The organism is Oryzophilus luti, assembly GCF_059726245.1.
In genome coordinates this window covers 3,451,066-3,466,128 of sequence record NZ_AP040874.1, presented here as the reverse complement: position 1 = coordinate 3,466,128, position 15,063 = coordinate 3,451,066, and the positions used below count along the sequence as shown (strand labels likewise).

At 62.1% G+C, this 15,063-nt stretch carries 11 protein-coding genes; 3 read left to right on the top strand and 8 right to left on the bottom strand.

Annotated features, from left to right (window positions below):
• Window positions 1-12: 12 nt before the first annotated feature.
• Entirely contained in the window at window positions 13-1,182 is a 1,170-nt protein-coding gene (nrfD, locus tag AC6IZO_RS14780) for an NrfD/PsrC family molybdoenzyme membrane anchor subunit (protein ID WP_497805973.1), read from the top strand.
• Between the two features lie 95 nt (window positions 1,183-1,277).
• Here nrfD and AC6IZO_RS14775 read toward each other — a convergent pair whose 3' ends face one another.
• The 7 genes from AC6IZO_RS14775 to recG all read right to left on the bottom strand — a co-directional run bounded on the left by AC6IZO_RS14775 (window position 1,278) and on the right by recG (window position 12,302).
• Window positions 1,278-3,311, bottom strand: a complete 2,034-nt coding sequence (locus tag AC6IZO_RS14775) for a M13 family metallopeptidase (protein ID WP_497805971.1) — start codon at window positions 3,309-3,311, stop codon at window positions 1,278-1,280.
• Between the two features lie 205 nt (window positions 3,312-3,516).
• The gene (locus AC6IZO_RS14770; protein WP_497805969.1) at window positions 3,517-5,559 is read right to left on the bottom strand and encodes a M13 family metallopeptidase; all 2,043 of its coding nucleotides are present in this window, start codon (window positions 5,557-5,559) and stop codon (window positions 3,517-3,519) included.
• Window positions 5,560-5,862: 303 nt separating this feature from the next.
• Window positions 5,863-6,933, bottom strand: coding sequence for an MlaD family protein (locus tag AC6IZO_RS14765; protein ID WP_497805967.1), 1,071 nt, complete (start codon window positions 6,931-6,933; stop codon window positions 5,863-5,865).
• A gap of 117 nt (window positions 6,934-7,050) precedes the next feature.
• Complete coding sequence (gene acpS / locus AC6IZO_RS14760; RefSeq protein WP_497805965.1) at window positions 7,051-7,431, bottom strand: holo-ACP synthase; 381 nt, start codon at window positions 7,429-7,431, stop codon at window positions 7,051-7,053.
• 39 nt (window positions 7,432-7,470) lie between these two features.
• A complete protein-coding gene (gene selA / locus AC6IZO_RS14755) occupies window positions 7,471-8,859 on the bottom strand; it encodes an L-seryl-tRNA(Sec) selenium transferase (protein ID WP_497805963.1) in 1,389 nt (462 codons plus the stop codon).
• Window positions 8,860-8,899: 40 nt separating this feature from the next.
• Complete coding sequence (locus tag AC6IZO_RS14750; RefSeq protein WP_497805961.1) at window positions 8,900-9,847, bottom strand: hypothetical protein; 948 nt, start codon at window positions 9,845-9,847, stop codon at window positions 8,900-8,902.
• A gap of 82 nt (window positions 9,848-9,929) precedes the next feature.
• Window positions 9,930-12,302, bottom strand: a complete 2,373-nt coding sequence (gene recG, locus AC6IZO_RS14745) for an ATP-dependent DNA helicase RecG (RefSeq protein WP_497809970.1) — start codon at window positions 12,300-12,302, stop codon at window positions 9,930-9,932.
• On the opposite strand from recG, the gene AC6IZO_RS14740 reads away from it, so the two are divergent.
• On the top strand, window positions 12,207-12,422 hold the full coding sequence (locus AC6IZO_RS14740; RefSeq protein ID WP_497810002.1) for a hypothetical protein: 216 nt from the start codon (window positions 12,207-12,209) through the stop codon (window positions 12,420-12,422). The two genes, recG and AC6IZO_RS14740, sit on opposite strands and share 96 nt — an antisense overlap.
• A 43-nt stretch (window positions 12,423-12,465) precedes the next feature.
• A complete protein-coding gene (locus AC6IZO_RS14735; protein WP_497805959.1) occupies window positions 12,466-13,932 on the top strand; it encodes a diguanylate cyclase in 1,467 nt (488 codons plus the stop codon).
• An 84-nt stretch (window positions 13,933-14,016) separates the two neighbouring features.
• Here AC6IZO_RS14735 and AC6IZO_RS14730 read toward each other — a convergent pair whose 3' ends face one another.
• Window positions 14,017-15,063, bottom strand: coding sequence for a PDZ domain-containing protein (locus tag AC6IZO_RS14730; RefSeq protein ID WP_497805957.1), 1,047 nt, complete (start codon window positions 15,061-15,063; stop codon window positions 14,017-14,019).

Sequence of the window (15,063 nt, the reverse complement as noted above, 5' to 3'; positions counted from 1 at the left end):
GCGGAGGAGACGATGCCAGTGGAAGGATTCATGTATCCCAACGAAGTCGAGCTGCAGTGGAGCGTCCTCATCGTTGTCTACCCGTACCTGACCGGGCTGGTGGCCGGCGCCTTCATCCTCGCCTCGCTCGAGCGCATCTTCCACGTGGAGGCCGTGAAGCCCACCTACCGGCTGGCGCTGCTGACTGCACTCTCCTTCCTGCTGGTGGCGCCCCTGCCCTTGCAACTGCACCTGGGCCGCCCGGAGCGCTCGCTGGAGATGTACCTGACGCCGCACCGCACCTCGGCCATGGCCATGTTCGGCTTTGTCTATCTCTGGTACCTGATGGCCGTGCTGGTGCTGGAGATCTGGCTGGAATACCGCCGCGAGATTGTGCTGCGCGCACAAAGCTCCACCGGCCTGCGCCGCGTGATCTACCACCTCATAAGCCTCGGCTCCTCCAACATCTCGCCCGAGGCCCTGCGCGTGGACGACCGCGTGGGCTATGCCATCTCCATGATCGGCGTGCCCTCGGCCTTCCTGCTGCACGGCTACGTCGGCTTCATCTTCGGCTCGGTCAAGGCCAACCCGTGGTGGTCCACGCCGCTGATGCCGGTCGTCTTCCTCTTCTCCGCCATGGTCAGCGGCATCGCCGCCGTCATGCTGCTTTACATGCTTTCCATGCGGCTGCGCCGCCAGCCCATTGACACCCACTGCGTCGACAAGGTGGCGCAATACCTGCTCTACACCTTCCTCATCGATTTCACGCTTGAGCTGCTCGACCTGATCCAGCGCATCTACGAAGCCGACGAATCGTTCCGCTCGCTCAACTTCCTGATGCACACCAAGCTGTTCGTCTCGCAGATTGTGCTGCAGATCTTTGTGGGCACCGTGACGCCGATTGTGCTGCTGGCGGCCACGCAGTTTGTCACCTTCCGCGAGCCGGTGCGCCGCGTGATCTACGGGCTCTCCGGCTGCCTCACCCTCATCGGCATTTTTGCCATGCGCTGGAACGTCGTCATCGGCGGGCAACTGTTCTCCAAGAGCTTCCTCGGCTACACCAGTTACAAGCTCGACCTCATCTCGCGCGAAGGCCTGCTGATTGCCGGAGCCTTGATGCTGCTGCCGCTGGCGATTTTGTTCGTCCTCACGCGCCTGCTGCCGCCCTGGGGTGAACCCGTGGCAACCGTTGACAGCGACTGAGCACTGCAAGGCTCCATGGCCATGAAAACCTGAACTCATTCCACAAAAAAAGACCCGGCACATGGCCGGGCCTGTTGTGAGAGAACTGCCAACTTCTACCAGACGCGGCAGGGCTTGGCCGGAACCATCTTCTGGCCCGCCTTGCACTGGAAGGCCGCGCGGAAGGCTTCGCTGTTTTCCAGCGCGCCCTGCACACGGAACTTACCTGGCGAGTGCGGATCGGTGGCAGCCGCCATGCGCGCATATTCCGGCGTGCGGTTCTCGCACCAGACCTGCGCATAGCCGAGGAAGAAGCGCTGTTCCGGCGTGTAACCGGCGATCACCTCGCTGTTGCCCTTGCTCATCTCGTGCAGGGCCATCAGCGCGATGCGCAGACCGCCGTTGTCAGCCGTGTTCTCGCCCAGCGTCAGCTTGCCGTTCAGATGCACGTCTTCCAGCGGATGGAAGCCCTCGTACTGGTCCACGATGCACTTGGCCTGTTCTTCAAAGGCCTTGGCGTCCTTCTCGGTCCACCAGTCGCGCAGGTTGCCCTTGGCGTCGAACTGGCGGCCTTCATCGTCAAAGCCGTGGGTCATTTCGTGCCCAATCACCACGCCGATGGCGCCGTAGTTGGTGGCGTCGTCCGCCTTCTGGTCAAAGAACGGCGGCTGCAGAATGCCCGCCGGGAAGTTGATGTTGTTCTCCAGCGGGTTGTAATAGGCGTTGACAGTCGGCGGCGTCATGCCCCACTCGGTCTTATCCACCGCCTTGCCAACCTTGGCGAACTGGCGCTTGGCCTCAAAGGCCGTGGCGCGCTGCGCGTTGCCCAGCGCATCGCCGCGCACAACCGTGAACGAGCTGTAATCGCGCCATTTATCCGGGTAGCCAATCTTCTGCTCGATGGCCGCCAGCTTCACCTGCGCCTGCTTCTTGGTCTCTTCGGTCATCCAAGGCAGGTCCTTGATGTCCGCGCCCAGCGCGCCTTCCAGGTTCTTCACCATGGTCAGCATGCGGGCCTTGGCCTCCGGCGGGAAGGTCTGGTCGACGTAAGCCTTGCCCAGCGCCTCGCCCAGCGAGTTGTCGGTCATGGCCACGCAGCGCTTCCAGCGCGGACGAATTTCCTTGGCGCCGGTCATCGTCTTGCCGAAGAAGGCGAAGTTCTCGTCCACGAACGCCTTGGGCAGCATCGGAGCCGCGTCATGCAGCACGTTCCACGTCAGGTAGACCTTGATGTCGTCGATCGGCGTGGCCTTGATGACCGCGTCCATGCCCTTGAAGAAGTCCGGCATACCGACGTTCAGTTCGGTAAAGGCCGGCATCGGCATGGCCGCAAAGTAGGCGTTGAAGTCGAAGTCCGGCGTAGTGGCCGCCAGCGTCTTCAGCGGCTGCTTGTGGAAGGTCTGCTGCGGATCGCGCATGGCAACCGGGTCGAGCGACACGCGGGCCAGTTCGGTCTCAATGTGCATCACCGTCTTGGCGGCTGCGGCAGCTTTCTCCGGCTTGTACCCGGCCAGCTCGAACATCTTCTGCACGTGGGCCACGTAGGCCTTGCGCAGCTCTTCGCTCTTGGCGTCGGTCTTGAAGTAGTAGTCGCGGTTGGGCAGCGTGATTCCGGCCTGCCCCACGCCGGCGATGGTCATGCTGGCGTTCTGCGCGTCCGGCTCGGAATCGGAGCCGAAGAACGGGTTCGGGCCGTTGACGTGAATGTAGGCCAGGTACGCCGGCAGCTCGGACTTGTTCTTGATCTTGGCAATGCGGTTGAGTTCGGCCTTCAGCGGAGCCAGGCCCTTCTTTTCAATCGCCGCATCGTCCATGCAGCTGGCGTAAAAGTCGCCGATCTTCTGGTCGGTGGCGTTCTTCTGCTGCGCCGGGCTGCTGACCTTCTCCAGAATATTGCGCAGGATGATCTGATTGTTCTGCAACAGTTCGTTGAAGCGGCCCCAGCGTGCCTGGTCCGACGGAATGGGATTGTTCTTGTTCCAGTTGCCGCAGGCGTACTGGAAGAAGTCCTCGCAGGGATCGGCCGTCTTGTCGATGGCGGTCAGGTCGAGCGATTTCATGGGCTTCGGTTCGGTGGGAGTGTTCGATTGAGCGAACAACGGCGCGGCAGCTGTGATCATCAGCGCCACACCAAGCAGCAAACGTCGCATGTGAACCTCTTTTCGAGTGGGAATTTCCCGGGAAAACGGCATGGTTTGAGATACGCAGGGAAACCGAATATGGTTCCTCGCGCCTGCCGTTTCCGCATCCGCCTCCGGCCAGCCCAACGGACCGCACGGGGCAGACAAAAAGGAAGGTCCGCCGAAACGGACCCTCCATGGCTTTCACTACGTTAACACATTACAACTGAACGGTTTACCAGACGCGGCACTGATTATCGCGCACCATGGCATCGCCTTTTTTGCAGCTGAACGCCTGCTCGAACTCCGGCGAGTTGCTGACGGTGCCGATGACACGATACTTGCCCGGCGAGTGCGGGTCGGTCAGCGCCAACTGGCGCGCCGACTGGTCGGTGCGGTTCTCGCACCAGACCTGCGCAAAGCCAAGGAAGAAGCGCTGCGCCGGAGTGAAGCCGTCAATCTGCTTTTCAAAGTCCGGCCCCATCAGGCTCTTCAGCGCGTTATAAGCCAGGTGCATGCCGCCGTTGTCGGCCACGTTCTCGCCCATGGTCAGCTTGCCCTTCAGGTGAACTTCGCCCTTGTCGTCCTTGACGGCGACAAAGCCGCTGTATTCCTCGTCGATGCAGGCGGCGCGCTTTTCAAACTGCTCGGCGTCCTTCTTGGTCCACCAGTCGGTCAGGTTGCCGTCACCGGCAAAGCGGCGGCCGCTGTCATCAAAACCGTGGGTCAGCTCGTGTCCAATCACCACGCCGATGCCGCCAAAGTTCACCGCGTCATCAATCTTGTTGCTGAAGAACGGCGGCTGCAGGATGCCCGCCGGGAAGTTGATGTTGTTCTGCGAGGGGTTGTAGTAGGCGTTGACCGTCGGCGGCGTCATGCCCCACTCGCTCTTGTCCACCGGCTTGCCCAGCTTGTTCTGGTTGCGCTTGGTCTCGTAGATGCGCGTGGAGGCCATGTTCGCCACCAGCGTGCCGCGCTTGACCACCACGGTGTCATAGGTCTTCCACTTCTCCGGGTAGCCGATCTTGTTCTCGGTGGCCTTCAGCTTGGCAAAAGCCTGCTTCTTGGTGTCGTCCCCCATCCAGTCAATCTCGTGGATGTCGGCTTCCATCGCCTTCTCAATGGCCGCCACCAGCTTGAGCATGCGCTCGCGCGCTTCGGGCGGGAAGTTCTTGGCGACGTAGAGCGGGCCAAGGGCCTCACCCAGCGCGCCGTCCGTCATGCGGGCGCAGCGCTTCCAGCGCGGCTGCATTTCCTTGGCGCCGCTCATGTACTTGCCGTTGAAGGCAAACTCCTCTTCCACAAAGCCCTTGTTCAGCAGGTTGGCATTGCTGTTCAGTACGCGCCAGCGCAGGTAGGTCTTCCAGCTCTCCACCGGCTGCGACTTGATGAGCGTGTTCAGCGACTTGAAAAACTCCGGGTTGCCAACATTCAGCTCCGTGAAGGGGGCCGTTCCGGTAGCGGTGAAGTACGCCTTCAGGTCGAGGTTCGGGGCCAGTGCCTCTGCCTCGGTCACCTTCATCCAGTGGTCGCGGTTGCGAGCATCGCGGCGGGCAACGCGGTCCATGTGCGACTTGGCGATCTCGGTCTCCAGTGCCAGGATGGTCTTGGCGTCGGCCTCGGCCTGCGCCGGAGCCTCGCCCAGCAGCTTGAACATGGCAGTGACGTGCTCCACGTACTTCTGGCGCGTCTCCACCATCTTGGCGTCATCCTTCAGGTAGTAGTCGCGGTCGGGCAAGGTCAGTCCGCCCTGGTCCATGTGCGCCACGTTCTGCGAAGCGTTGTGCAGCGCCGGCCCGATGCCGAACATAAATAGCGAGCCGCCGATGCCCGTCGCATGAATGTGCGCCAGCTCGGCCATCACGCCCTTGGAGTCCTTCAGCTTGGCAATGCGCGCCAGCTCCGGCTCCAGCGGCCGGGTGCCCAGCTTCTCCACCACGTCCTCCGCCATGCAGGAGGCATAGAAATCGCCGACCTTCTTCTCCATCGACGTCGGATTCTTCTTGGTGGAGGCTTCCTCCAGAATGCCGTGCATGACGTTCAGGTTGTAATCGGCCAGCTCGTTGAAGCGGCCCCAGCGCGACTGGTCGGCCGGAATCGGGTTGTTTTTGCGCCACCCGCCGCAGGCGTACTGATAGAAGTCCTGGCACGGGTTGGCGGTCAGGTCCATGGCCGACTTGTCAAAGCTCACGGGAGCCTTGGGTGTTGCGGCCGGGGCCTGCGCCATCATGGTCGCGGAGGCAAGCAGCATCGCGACTGCGAATGTCCAGCGTTTCATTGCGTATCCTCGCTGCGGAATTTTATGGAATCGTCGAACAGCCGGAGGGTCCGTCGCCGTGCTCCGGCGTGGCCTGCCAAGGCCTTGCACATGCGGGAAACCGGAGCCGCGGAGGAAGCTCTCTACGGTGTGCAAAAGCTTAACAGCCTGACCGCCACTTGAACAGCCAGCCTCCCCTGCGCGCGGCTGAAGATTTGTAAAACTTCGCGCCCGCACTGTTCGGTTTCGGACACGCGCCCCGGCGCACAAACAGCAGAGGCCGCATCGTGTGCGGCCTCCATGAAGAGTTGTTGTGTCGCGCGGCTAGAAGATCTTCAGCTTGATGGTGAGGTACTTCTTCGGGTCTTTGCGGACAGCCTCGATCAGCGAGCGCGTTTCCACCATCATTTTGTCGGTATTGTTGTAGAGCGAGTCGTCCTTCAAGAACTTGCCCGCCGATCCCTGGCCAGACTGCAACTGGTTGGTGATGGTTTGCAGGTTGGTCGCGATTTGGTCGATCTTCTTGGCAAACTCAGGGTCCTTGGCCATCTTGCCCAGCGCGCCATCGCCGCGGTTGATACTGTCGAGCAGCGCGTTGGTCTTGGCCAGCGTCTGATTGGCGTTGTCGTAAACCGACGGGTCCTTGATGAACTTGCCGATGGTGCCGTGGCCGTTGTCGATTTCGGTGGCGATATGGTCAAGCCGCGCGACGGCGTCATTGGCGCGGTTGTAGAACTCATCGTCCTTGGCCAGCTTGCCCAGGCTGCCCTTGCCGGAATTAATGTCATTCACCAGCGTGTTGACCTGGCCCACCGTGCTGTTCAACCTGCGATAGAGCTGGTCGTCATAAATGAGCTGGCCGACCGAGCCTTCCTGATTTTCGACGGCGGCAAAGATGCGGTTGGCACGCGCAATCAAGGTGTCCACGTTCTGCAGCGTGGATTGCGACGAGCGCACCACGTCCATCAGGTCCGGAACATCCTTCACCACCAGCTCCGCGCCGTTGGGGGCGATGGAGCCTTTGGCATTGGCGCTGACAATGTCCACGTAGTAGTCGCCGAGCGCGCCCTGCTGGCTGATCAGCACGAAGGAATCCGTGCGCACCCACGGCGTGAGCCGCTGCACCACGGTGAACTGCACCTCCACCGAAGTGCGTCCGTGGTCTACCAGCTTGATGCTCTTCACGTTGCCGGCGTCCACGTTGTTGACGCGCACCGGCGCGCCCACGCGCAGTCCGCCTGCCGAATCCCAATAGGCGTGGTAGGTGTGCTTCTGGGCAAAGTAGCCGCCCGTGCCGCTCATCAGGAAGATGAGGACGGCCAGCACCACACAGGCTGCGATTACCGTGATGCCCACTCTCAACTGCGCCCAATGGAGCTGTTTCTGACTTGGCACGTTCCCCTCGCGTTTTACCACGGACCGGGCCTGCGCCCTGCGTTTCAGGCCCTTCGCCTATGAGTTTGTCACACCACGGGCCACTCGTACAGCCCGCGCGCATGCGCGCTGCGCCGGTTACTCGCCTTCCAATAGCACCTGCGCCACCGCCTGCTGCTCGGTGTGAGAGATGGTGACCAGCGCGCGCTTGACGCCGAGCGCGGCGGCAATCTTCGCGGCCTCTCCGCCAAAGCGGATGATGGGCTGCCCGCTTTCGGCACGCGCCACTTCAAAATCTCGCCACGCCACGCCGCGCCGCCAGCCGGTGCCGATGGCTTTCATCGCGGCCTCCTTGGCGGCAAAGCGCCCGGCAAAACGCTCGTAGCGGTTGGGCTTGGATTCGCAATAGCGCCGCTCGGCCTCTGTGTAAATGCGGGTCAGAAAGCGCTCGCCGTGCCGCTCAATCGCCTCGCGCGTGCGGTCCACTTCCGCAATGTCGATTCCGATTCCGACAACCATGCCGGCTCCTCTCATCCGCCTCGGCGAATGCTCTATCTCTCAGGCCAACTGACGCAACGTGGCTTCCACCGCCGCATCATCCTGCTCAAAGACCGTGCGCAGGTCGAGCAGCACGCGGTCATCCTCCACGCGCGTGACCACCGGCAGCGCCTGCGAGCGCAGACTGTGCGCCAGCGCGGAGGCACTCACGCCCTTCACCCGCACGGAGAGCGCGAAGCTGGGCAAGGTCTTGCCCGGAGCCGCGCCGCCGCCAATCACCGAGCGCGCCTTCACCACTTCCAGCTTGAGCCGCGGCACGTCCGCCAGCTTCTTCGTCATTTGCTCGCAGCGCGCCTGCACCGCTTCGGGCTTCAGGCCGAGCATGTGCAGCAGAGGCAGCGCATCGTGGTCCTCGCGCAGGTAGGCCTCCAGCGTGGCCTCCAGCGCGGCATAGCTCATCTTGTCCACCCGCAAAGCGCGGAACAGCGGATGCGAGCGCAGCTTTGTCACCAGCTTTGCATCGCCCGTGGCCAGACCAGCCTGCGGCCCGCCCAGCAGCTTGTCTCCGCTGTAGGTGACCAGCGCAACACCGGCGCGCAGCGAGTCATACACATTCGGCTCATCGGCAATGCCATAGGCGCCCAGCTCCACCAGCGCGCCCGAGCCGAGGTCCTCCATCACCGGAATGCCCTTCTTCTTTCCCAGTGCGACCAGCGCCGCCAGGTCCGGCTGCTCGGTAAAGCCGACAATCTCGAAGTTCGAGCGGTGCACGCGCAGTAATAGCCGCGTGCGTTCGTTGATCGCCTTCTCGTAGTCCGCCACGCGCGTGCGGTTGGTGGTGCCCACCTCGCGCAGCACGGCGCCCGAGCGCGACATAATGTCCGGAATGCGGAACGAGCCGCCGATCTCCACCAGCTCGCCGCGCGAGACAATGACCTCGCCGCCCTCGGCCAGCGCGCTCAGCGCCAGCAGCACGGCCGCGGCGTTGTTGTTCACCACCACGGTCGAGCTTTCCGCCGAACCGTGGCGCGCAAACAACTGCGCAAACAACCGCTGCGCGTGCACGTCGCGGCGTCCGCGCTCGCCTTTCTCCAGATCGAACTCAAGGTTGCAGTATCCGGTGGCCACTTCCGCAATACGTTCGAGAGCCGCCGGCACCACGGGCGCGCGGCCCAGGTTGGTGTGTATTACGACGCCGGTGGCGTTGATCACCCGCCGCAGGGAATACGCCGTGGCCGTCTCCGCCGCCTGCTGCACATGCGCGGCAGAAGTCTTTAAGGCAGCCACCAGCGCCGCTTCGTCCAGCGCACCCGAGGCAATCTGCGCGCGCAACTGGTCGAGCACCGCGCGCACAGCTTCCACCAGCGTCGTGTGCCCGTAGCGCGCTTCAAGGGACGCCACGCGCTCATCGCGCAGCAGCTCGTCCACACTCGGCAGCAGTCGAAACATCTCTGATTTTTGACTTATTTTCACAACACACCATTCCGATTTAGGAACCCATGCCGCCAAGATATGACGGAATCTGACGGAGACGATCTAATTCTTCTCGATCACTGTCGTTGAGATGTCGAGCGACATATGGGAACATGACACATAGGAGTTCCTTTAGGTTCTCAAACGCTTCCGGCTCGTACCTATCACCTCTACGGAGGCCATTCAGAGTTGCCATTACTTTCTGGAGATAAACGGTAGGAATGCTCATATCAGGAAGGTCGTCCCACAAATCGAGGACAAACCCTAGGCTCTGGTATTGTTTACGCACTGCTGCAATCAAAATTCGGTCGCACTCTCCCTTGCATGAGAAATACAGGTCGAGAATCTTTCGCTTTGTGTCTTCCTCAGAACTTTCCTTCACTGTGCAGATTACCCAAATACCACTTAGTGGATTCAAAAGGTCTTTTCCACAGTACTCACATTTAAGAGTGGGAGGGGTATCAAATATCTCAGCAGGCGTGGCCTCCAACTGCTTAGATGAAATGGGGAACCACCGCGTAAGGAGTGATCGGCCACTTACGTGCGTCACGATGATCTTTTCGATCTCGGCGTGATCGTATATTTCCCACAATACATTCGACTGGCCTTGGAGTCGGCTCCGCAGACCTTCGGACGGCACAGTTGAGTAGAACCCCATGAATCCATCGCAGCCTGCGGAGCTAACTCGGTCCAGAATATCGGACTCGTCGCTCGGCTTCACCGACGAACCGGAAAACGCAAAATGTTTGCAACTTACGAGCCACTTGACGTGAGTGACTCCAGTAAGCCCTTCCCGTGTTTCCTCGACTATTAGGTCTTTTCCGCCGTCCGCGCCCCGTGCAGGGCCTTGAAGCACCTTGAAACCAACCAACTCGAGAACTTCACGTGCAAATAGCTCAAAACTATCCTGTAGTCCCGTCGCCTTCGACGGCTCTGGTATTTCCTTGAAGTTCAGAACCGGCATGAAATTCTCCTGTGGTTCCTTCAGAGATGAAATACAAGTTTGCTCGCGCGGCCGCGCCCTGCGCAAGCCGCATACGCCTCTGCTAGCCCACTTCCACCAGCCCGTAGCGCCGGTTCCAGTGCTCCTTCAGGTGCAGCAGCGTGCGCGTGCGCTCCTCCTCGCTGACGCCGCCTTCGGCCTTCAGCACCGTCTGCGCCTCGGTGCGCGCCGTCTCCAGCAGCTTGCGGTCGCGGATCAGGTTCGCCACCCGCAGGGTCGGCATGCCGGCCTGCTTGGTGCCAAAGAACTCGCCCGGCCCACGCAGTTCCAGGTCTTTCTCCGCGATCTCAAAGCCGTCGCTGGTGCGCACCATGGTGTCCAGCCGCTGCTGGCCCTCTTCGCTGATCTTCTTGCCGGTCATCAGAATGCAGTACGACTTGGCGGAGCCGCGCCCGATGCGTCCGCGAAGCTGGTGCAGTTGCGAGAGGCCGAAGCGCTCGGCGTGCTCGATCACCATCAAGCTCGCGTTGGGCACGTCCACGCCCACTTCAATCACCGTGGTGGAAACCAGCACGTCGATTTCGCGCGCCTGGAAGCGGCGCATCGTCGCGTCCTTCTCATCGGTGGACATGCGCCCGTGCAGCAGGCCGATGCGCAGCTCCGGCAACAGCTTCTTGCGGAGTTCGTCATACATGCGCGTGGCGGCCTTCAGCTCGCTGTCGGCCTCGCTGTCCTCAATCACCGGGTAGACAACGTAAGCCTGCTGCCCGCCGGAGACAACCTTGCGCACAAACTCCCACACCTCGTCGGAGCGTTCGTCGGGCACCGCGCGGGTCACAATCGGCGTGCGGCCCGGCGGAAGTTCGTCAATCACGCTCACGTCCAGATCGCCGTACAAGGTCAAGGCCAGCGTGCGCGGAATCGGCGTGGCGGTCATCACCAGCACGTCCGGCTTGATCTCCGCGTTCTTCTTCATCAGCTTCATGCGCTGCATCACGCCAAAACGGTGCTGCTCATCCACAATCACCAGCCCGAGCTTGTGGTAATCCACCTTCTCCTGCAGCAGCGCGTGTGTGCCAATCACCAGTTGCGCGTTGCCGTGGCGGATGTGGCGGTGCACGTCGCGCTTGCGGTCCTGCTCCAGCGAGCCTGTCAGCAGCACCACGCGGTAGCCATGCGGCTCCAGCAGGCGGCGCGCAGAAAGATAATGCTGCGTCGCAAGGATCTCCGTCGGCGCCATCAGCGCCACCTGGTAGCCGTTCTCGATGGCGATGATGGCGGCCTCAAAGGCCACAATCGTCTTGCCGGAGCCGACGTCGCCCTGCAGCAGACGCCGCATCGGCGCCGGAGTGGCCATGTCGTCGCCAATCTCTTTCAGCACGCGCTTTTGCGCTGCCGTGGGGTGAAAGGGCAATATGCGCTTGAGCGCCTCGCGCACGCGGTCATCAATCTGGAAGCCGATGCCGCTCTGCTGGCGGAACTTCCGCCGCTTCAGCTCCATGCCCAGTTCGAGGAAGAACAACTCCTCGAAGATGAGGCGCATGTGAGCCGGGGTGCGCGCCGTCTGCAGCTCGGCAAAGCTGGCGCCCGCCGGAGGCCAGTGCGCCTCGTGGAAGGCCCGCCCGCGCTCGATCAGCGCCATGCGCTCGCGCACCGCCTCGGGGATGAAGTCCTCAACCTTGCCACCCAGTTCGGCCAGCGCCCCGTGGATGGTGTGGCGGAACCACTTGGCCGTCAGCTTGCCAATAGCTTCGTAGATGGGCACGATGCAGCCGGTTTCGAGCGTGGAGACAGCCGTCGAGGGCGTTTTGCGCGCGCGGGCCGGCGCACCTTTTTCAAACAGATCCGGGCCAAGGTCCACGTCGGGGGCGGCAGCTTCGTCCAGAATTTCAAACTGCGGCTGAATCATCTGCAGCCCACCGCGTCCAAAGCTGGAGCGCTCCACCTTGCCGTAAAGCGCCACCACCTGCCCGGGCTTGAAGCGGTCCTGCAGGTAGCTGCCGTGGAACCAGAGGCATTTGAGCGTGGCGCGGCCCTGCCCGGCGGTCATCTCGAAGATGGGCATGCGCTTGGTTCGCATCAGCATGCTGGTGCGAACCTCGGCGATCACCGAGGCCATCTCACCGGGCTGCAACTCGGCCACGCTGCGCGGGTTCAGCCGGTCTTCATAGCGGAAGGGCAGGTAGTAGAGCAGGTCTTCGAGGGTGACAATGCCCTTGGCCGCCAGGGCTTCCGCCACCCGCGGGCCGATGCCCTTGACGTATTGCACGCTGGTGGAAAGCTCGAGCATCGACAGAATGGTACAGGATGCGCCGGTGGATTGTTCCGCGCCCGCACATTTTTCGCGAACCTGAGGCGCCGCTGCGGTGTCCAAACAAGTGTGCCGAAGAATTTTTTCAAATCGCTGGCTGCCGTGGTGCTGGGCAACATCGTCTACCTGATTCTGGAGCCGCACCTGCCCGCCGCCGCGCGCCATAACCCCACGCGATTTGACCTCGGCCTGCTGGTCGATTTCTGGATTTGCGTCGTCATGTATGGGGTCCTGGGGCTGTTCTGGAAGAAGAGGAGCGGCAATCAGGATTCTGATGTACACTGATGAATTCTTAACGGCCCTGTGGTAAAAGGGCCACGGTGCTTGCATGCAACGTGTCGCGATTCTTTACGACGCAAGTCAGGCCGTACTGTCGACTTTCGACCTCGACGAGATCCTTAACCAGATCCTCGAGATCGTTCGCGACTACTTCCACCTTCGTGTGGGAGCCATTCTGCTGCTCGACGATAAAAGCCAGGAACTCTACGTGCAGGCCAGCTTCGGCATGCCGGACGTGAACTGGCGCACCCCGATCGATTCCGGCATCACCGGCGCTGCCGTGCGTATGCGCCGCCCGGTCTACGTTCCGGACGTCACGAAAGACCCGCGCTACATCATGGACGTGCCCAACACCCGCTCGGAGCTGGCAATTCCGCTGGTGGTTCGTGACGAGGTGGTGGGCGTGCTCGACTGCCAGAGCAGCGAAGATCACCCGTTCGACAACGAGACCGTCGACCTGCTGACGCTGTTCGCCACGCAGGCCTCCATCGCGCTGCAGAACGCCAAGCTCTACAACCTGCTGCAACGGCGCGCGGCCCAGCTTGAGATGATCAACTCGCTGGCCAAGCAGACCACCGTGGAACTGGACCTGAAAGAGCTGCTCGACCGGCTATGCACGCAGTTGACCCTCAGCTTCGGCATCGACTACGTGGCGGTCTTCCTCCGCGACGAGGACCAGAACCTGGTGCTGCGCGCGCAGACCGGTGTACTGGCCGGCAAGCTGCGTCTTGGTGATCTATTCCATGGCATGCCGGACTGTCCCCTGCTCAGCCCCGGCACCGAGAGCCACTTCTGCAATCAGGATCAATGCCCTGACCGCTGTGTCGATGGCGGCAGTACCAAGCTTTGCCTGCCGCTGGCCTCCTTTGGAGACAACGTGGGCATGCTGCTGTGCGTCTCCCAGCAGCCCAACGCGATTCAGCCCAACGAGGTGCAGGCGCTGGAGTCCGTGGCCGACATTCTTGCGACCTCGGTGCAGAACGCGCATTACGTGGAGCGCGTGAAGCAACTGGCTTACCGCGACGGCCTGACCGGCGTCTTTAACCGGCGCTACTTTGAGCAGCGCCTGATTGAAGAAATGACGCGCGCCATGCGCTATGGCAAAAGCGTCTCGGTGCTCATGGTCGATCTCGACCTGTTCAAGAGCATCAACGACGAATTCGGCCACATCCTCGGCGACGAGGTGCTGCGCCAGGTTTCCGCCGTCTTCTGGAAGCACCTGCGCAAGGTCGATATCGTCTGCCGCTACGGCGGCGAGGAGTTTGCCATCATCCTGCCGGAAACTTCGGCGGCCTCCGCGCGCAACGTGGCCGACAAGCTGCGCCGTGCCGTCGCCCGCAATGAGGTTCCGGGCGTGCCGCGTCCGGTCACGGTCTCCATCGGCGTCAGCGAATATCCCTCGAACGGGCTGACGCGCGACGAGCTGGTGGCTGCCGCCGATGCCGCGCTCTATGTGGCCAAGCTCTCCGGACGCAACACCGTGCGCTCGGCCGCCGACGCCGCCAGCACCCAATAACGCGAACCGCAAAAAGCCTTCCGTACATAGCAAAAGGCGCGATCCCAAGATCGCGCCTTTCCTGTTTTCAGTTCCGATTGCGAGCTAGATATGGTTTTCACGCGGGCACGGCAGCTCAAAATCCGGAAGTTCCGGCATCGGCTGCTCGCGCAGAGTCTTCATGGCCTTCTCCAGCTCATCGCGATGCATGGCGAAGGCCTGTTCGGCCTCGCGCTGCGCTTCGCGCACCTGCGGGCCAATCTCCTCCATCAGGCGGCTGATTTCAGCCTTGTCCGGCAGCTCGGCCTCGCTGACCTTGGCCTTGTGTTCCGGCAGCTTCACGTTGAGCGTCATTTCCTTCTTGTCGCGCAGCACCGTGATGGCAACCTGCCCGGTGCGATGATGCATGGCCTTGCGCCAGTCGCCAATGTCGTTGATCGCATCCTTGTCGATGCGGAGCACCACGTCACCGGCATGGAATCCGCCAGCCTCGGCCGGGCTGCCCTTGTCCACCGAACGGACCAGCACACCCGCACCGTTCTTGGCGCCGAAGTACTCGGCCAGTTGCGGGGTCAGGCTCTCAATCACCATGCCCAGGCGCGCTGTCGCAGGAGTCATGAACATACCCGGCGCATCCATCGGCATTGCGGGCGCATGCGCCATGAAACCCTGCATCGGCGGCATGGAAGGCATCTTGGGAGCGTTGTTGTGGGCCTGCTGCGCGCGGCGCGCAAACTTCTGCGCCACTTCGCGGCGGTCGGCCAGCGTCACCTTCACGGTCAGCGGCTGTCCGAGACGAACCAGCCCGAGGGCGACCTCACGGCCGGAGGGAGTCTCGCGCACGAAGCGCCGGAGCGCCTCCTGGCTTTCCACCTTGCTGCCGTTGAAGCTGACGATCACGTCATGCTCCTGAATGCCGGCCGCGCCTGCCGGAGCGTCGCGGTCCACCATGGTGACTTCCACGCCGCTCTCTTCCCTCAGCTTCAGCTCGCTCATGCGTTCTTTATTGATGTCGCGGGTGTCAACGCCAAGGTAGGTGCCGTGCGGCATCATCATCCAGGCATCCGGGGCGTTCTGTGCGCTCGCCGGCAGCACCCAGGCTCCGACGGCCGTCAGGGCCACGATCAAGGCGAGGATCGTTGTCTTCTTCAT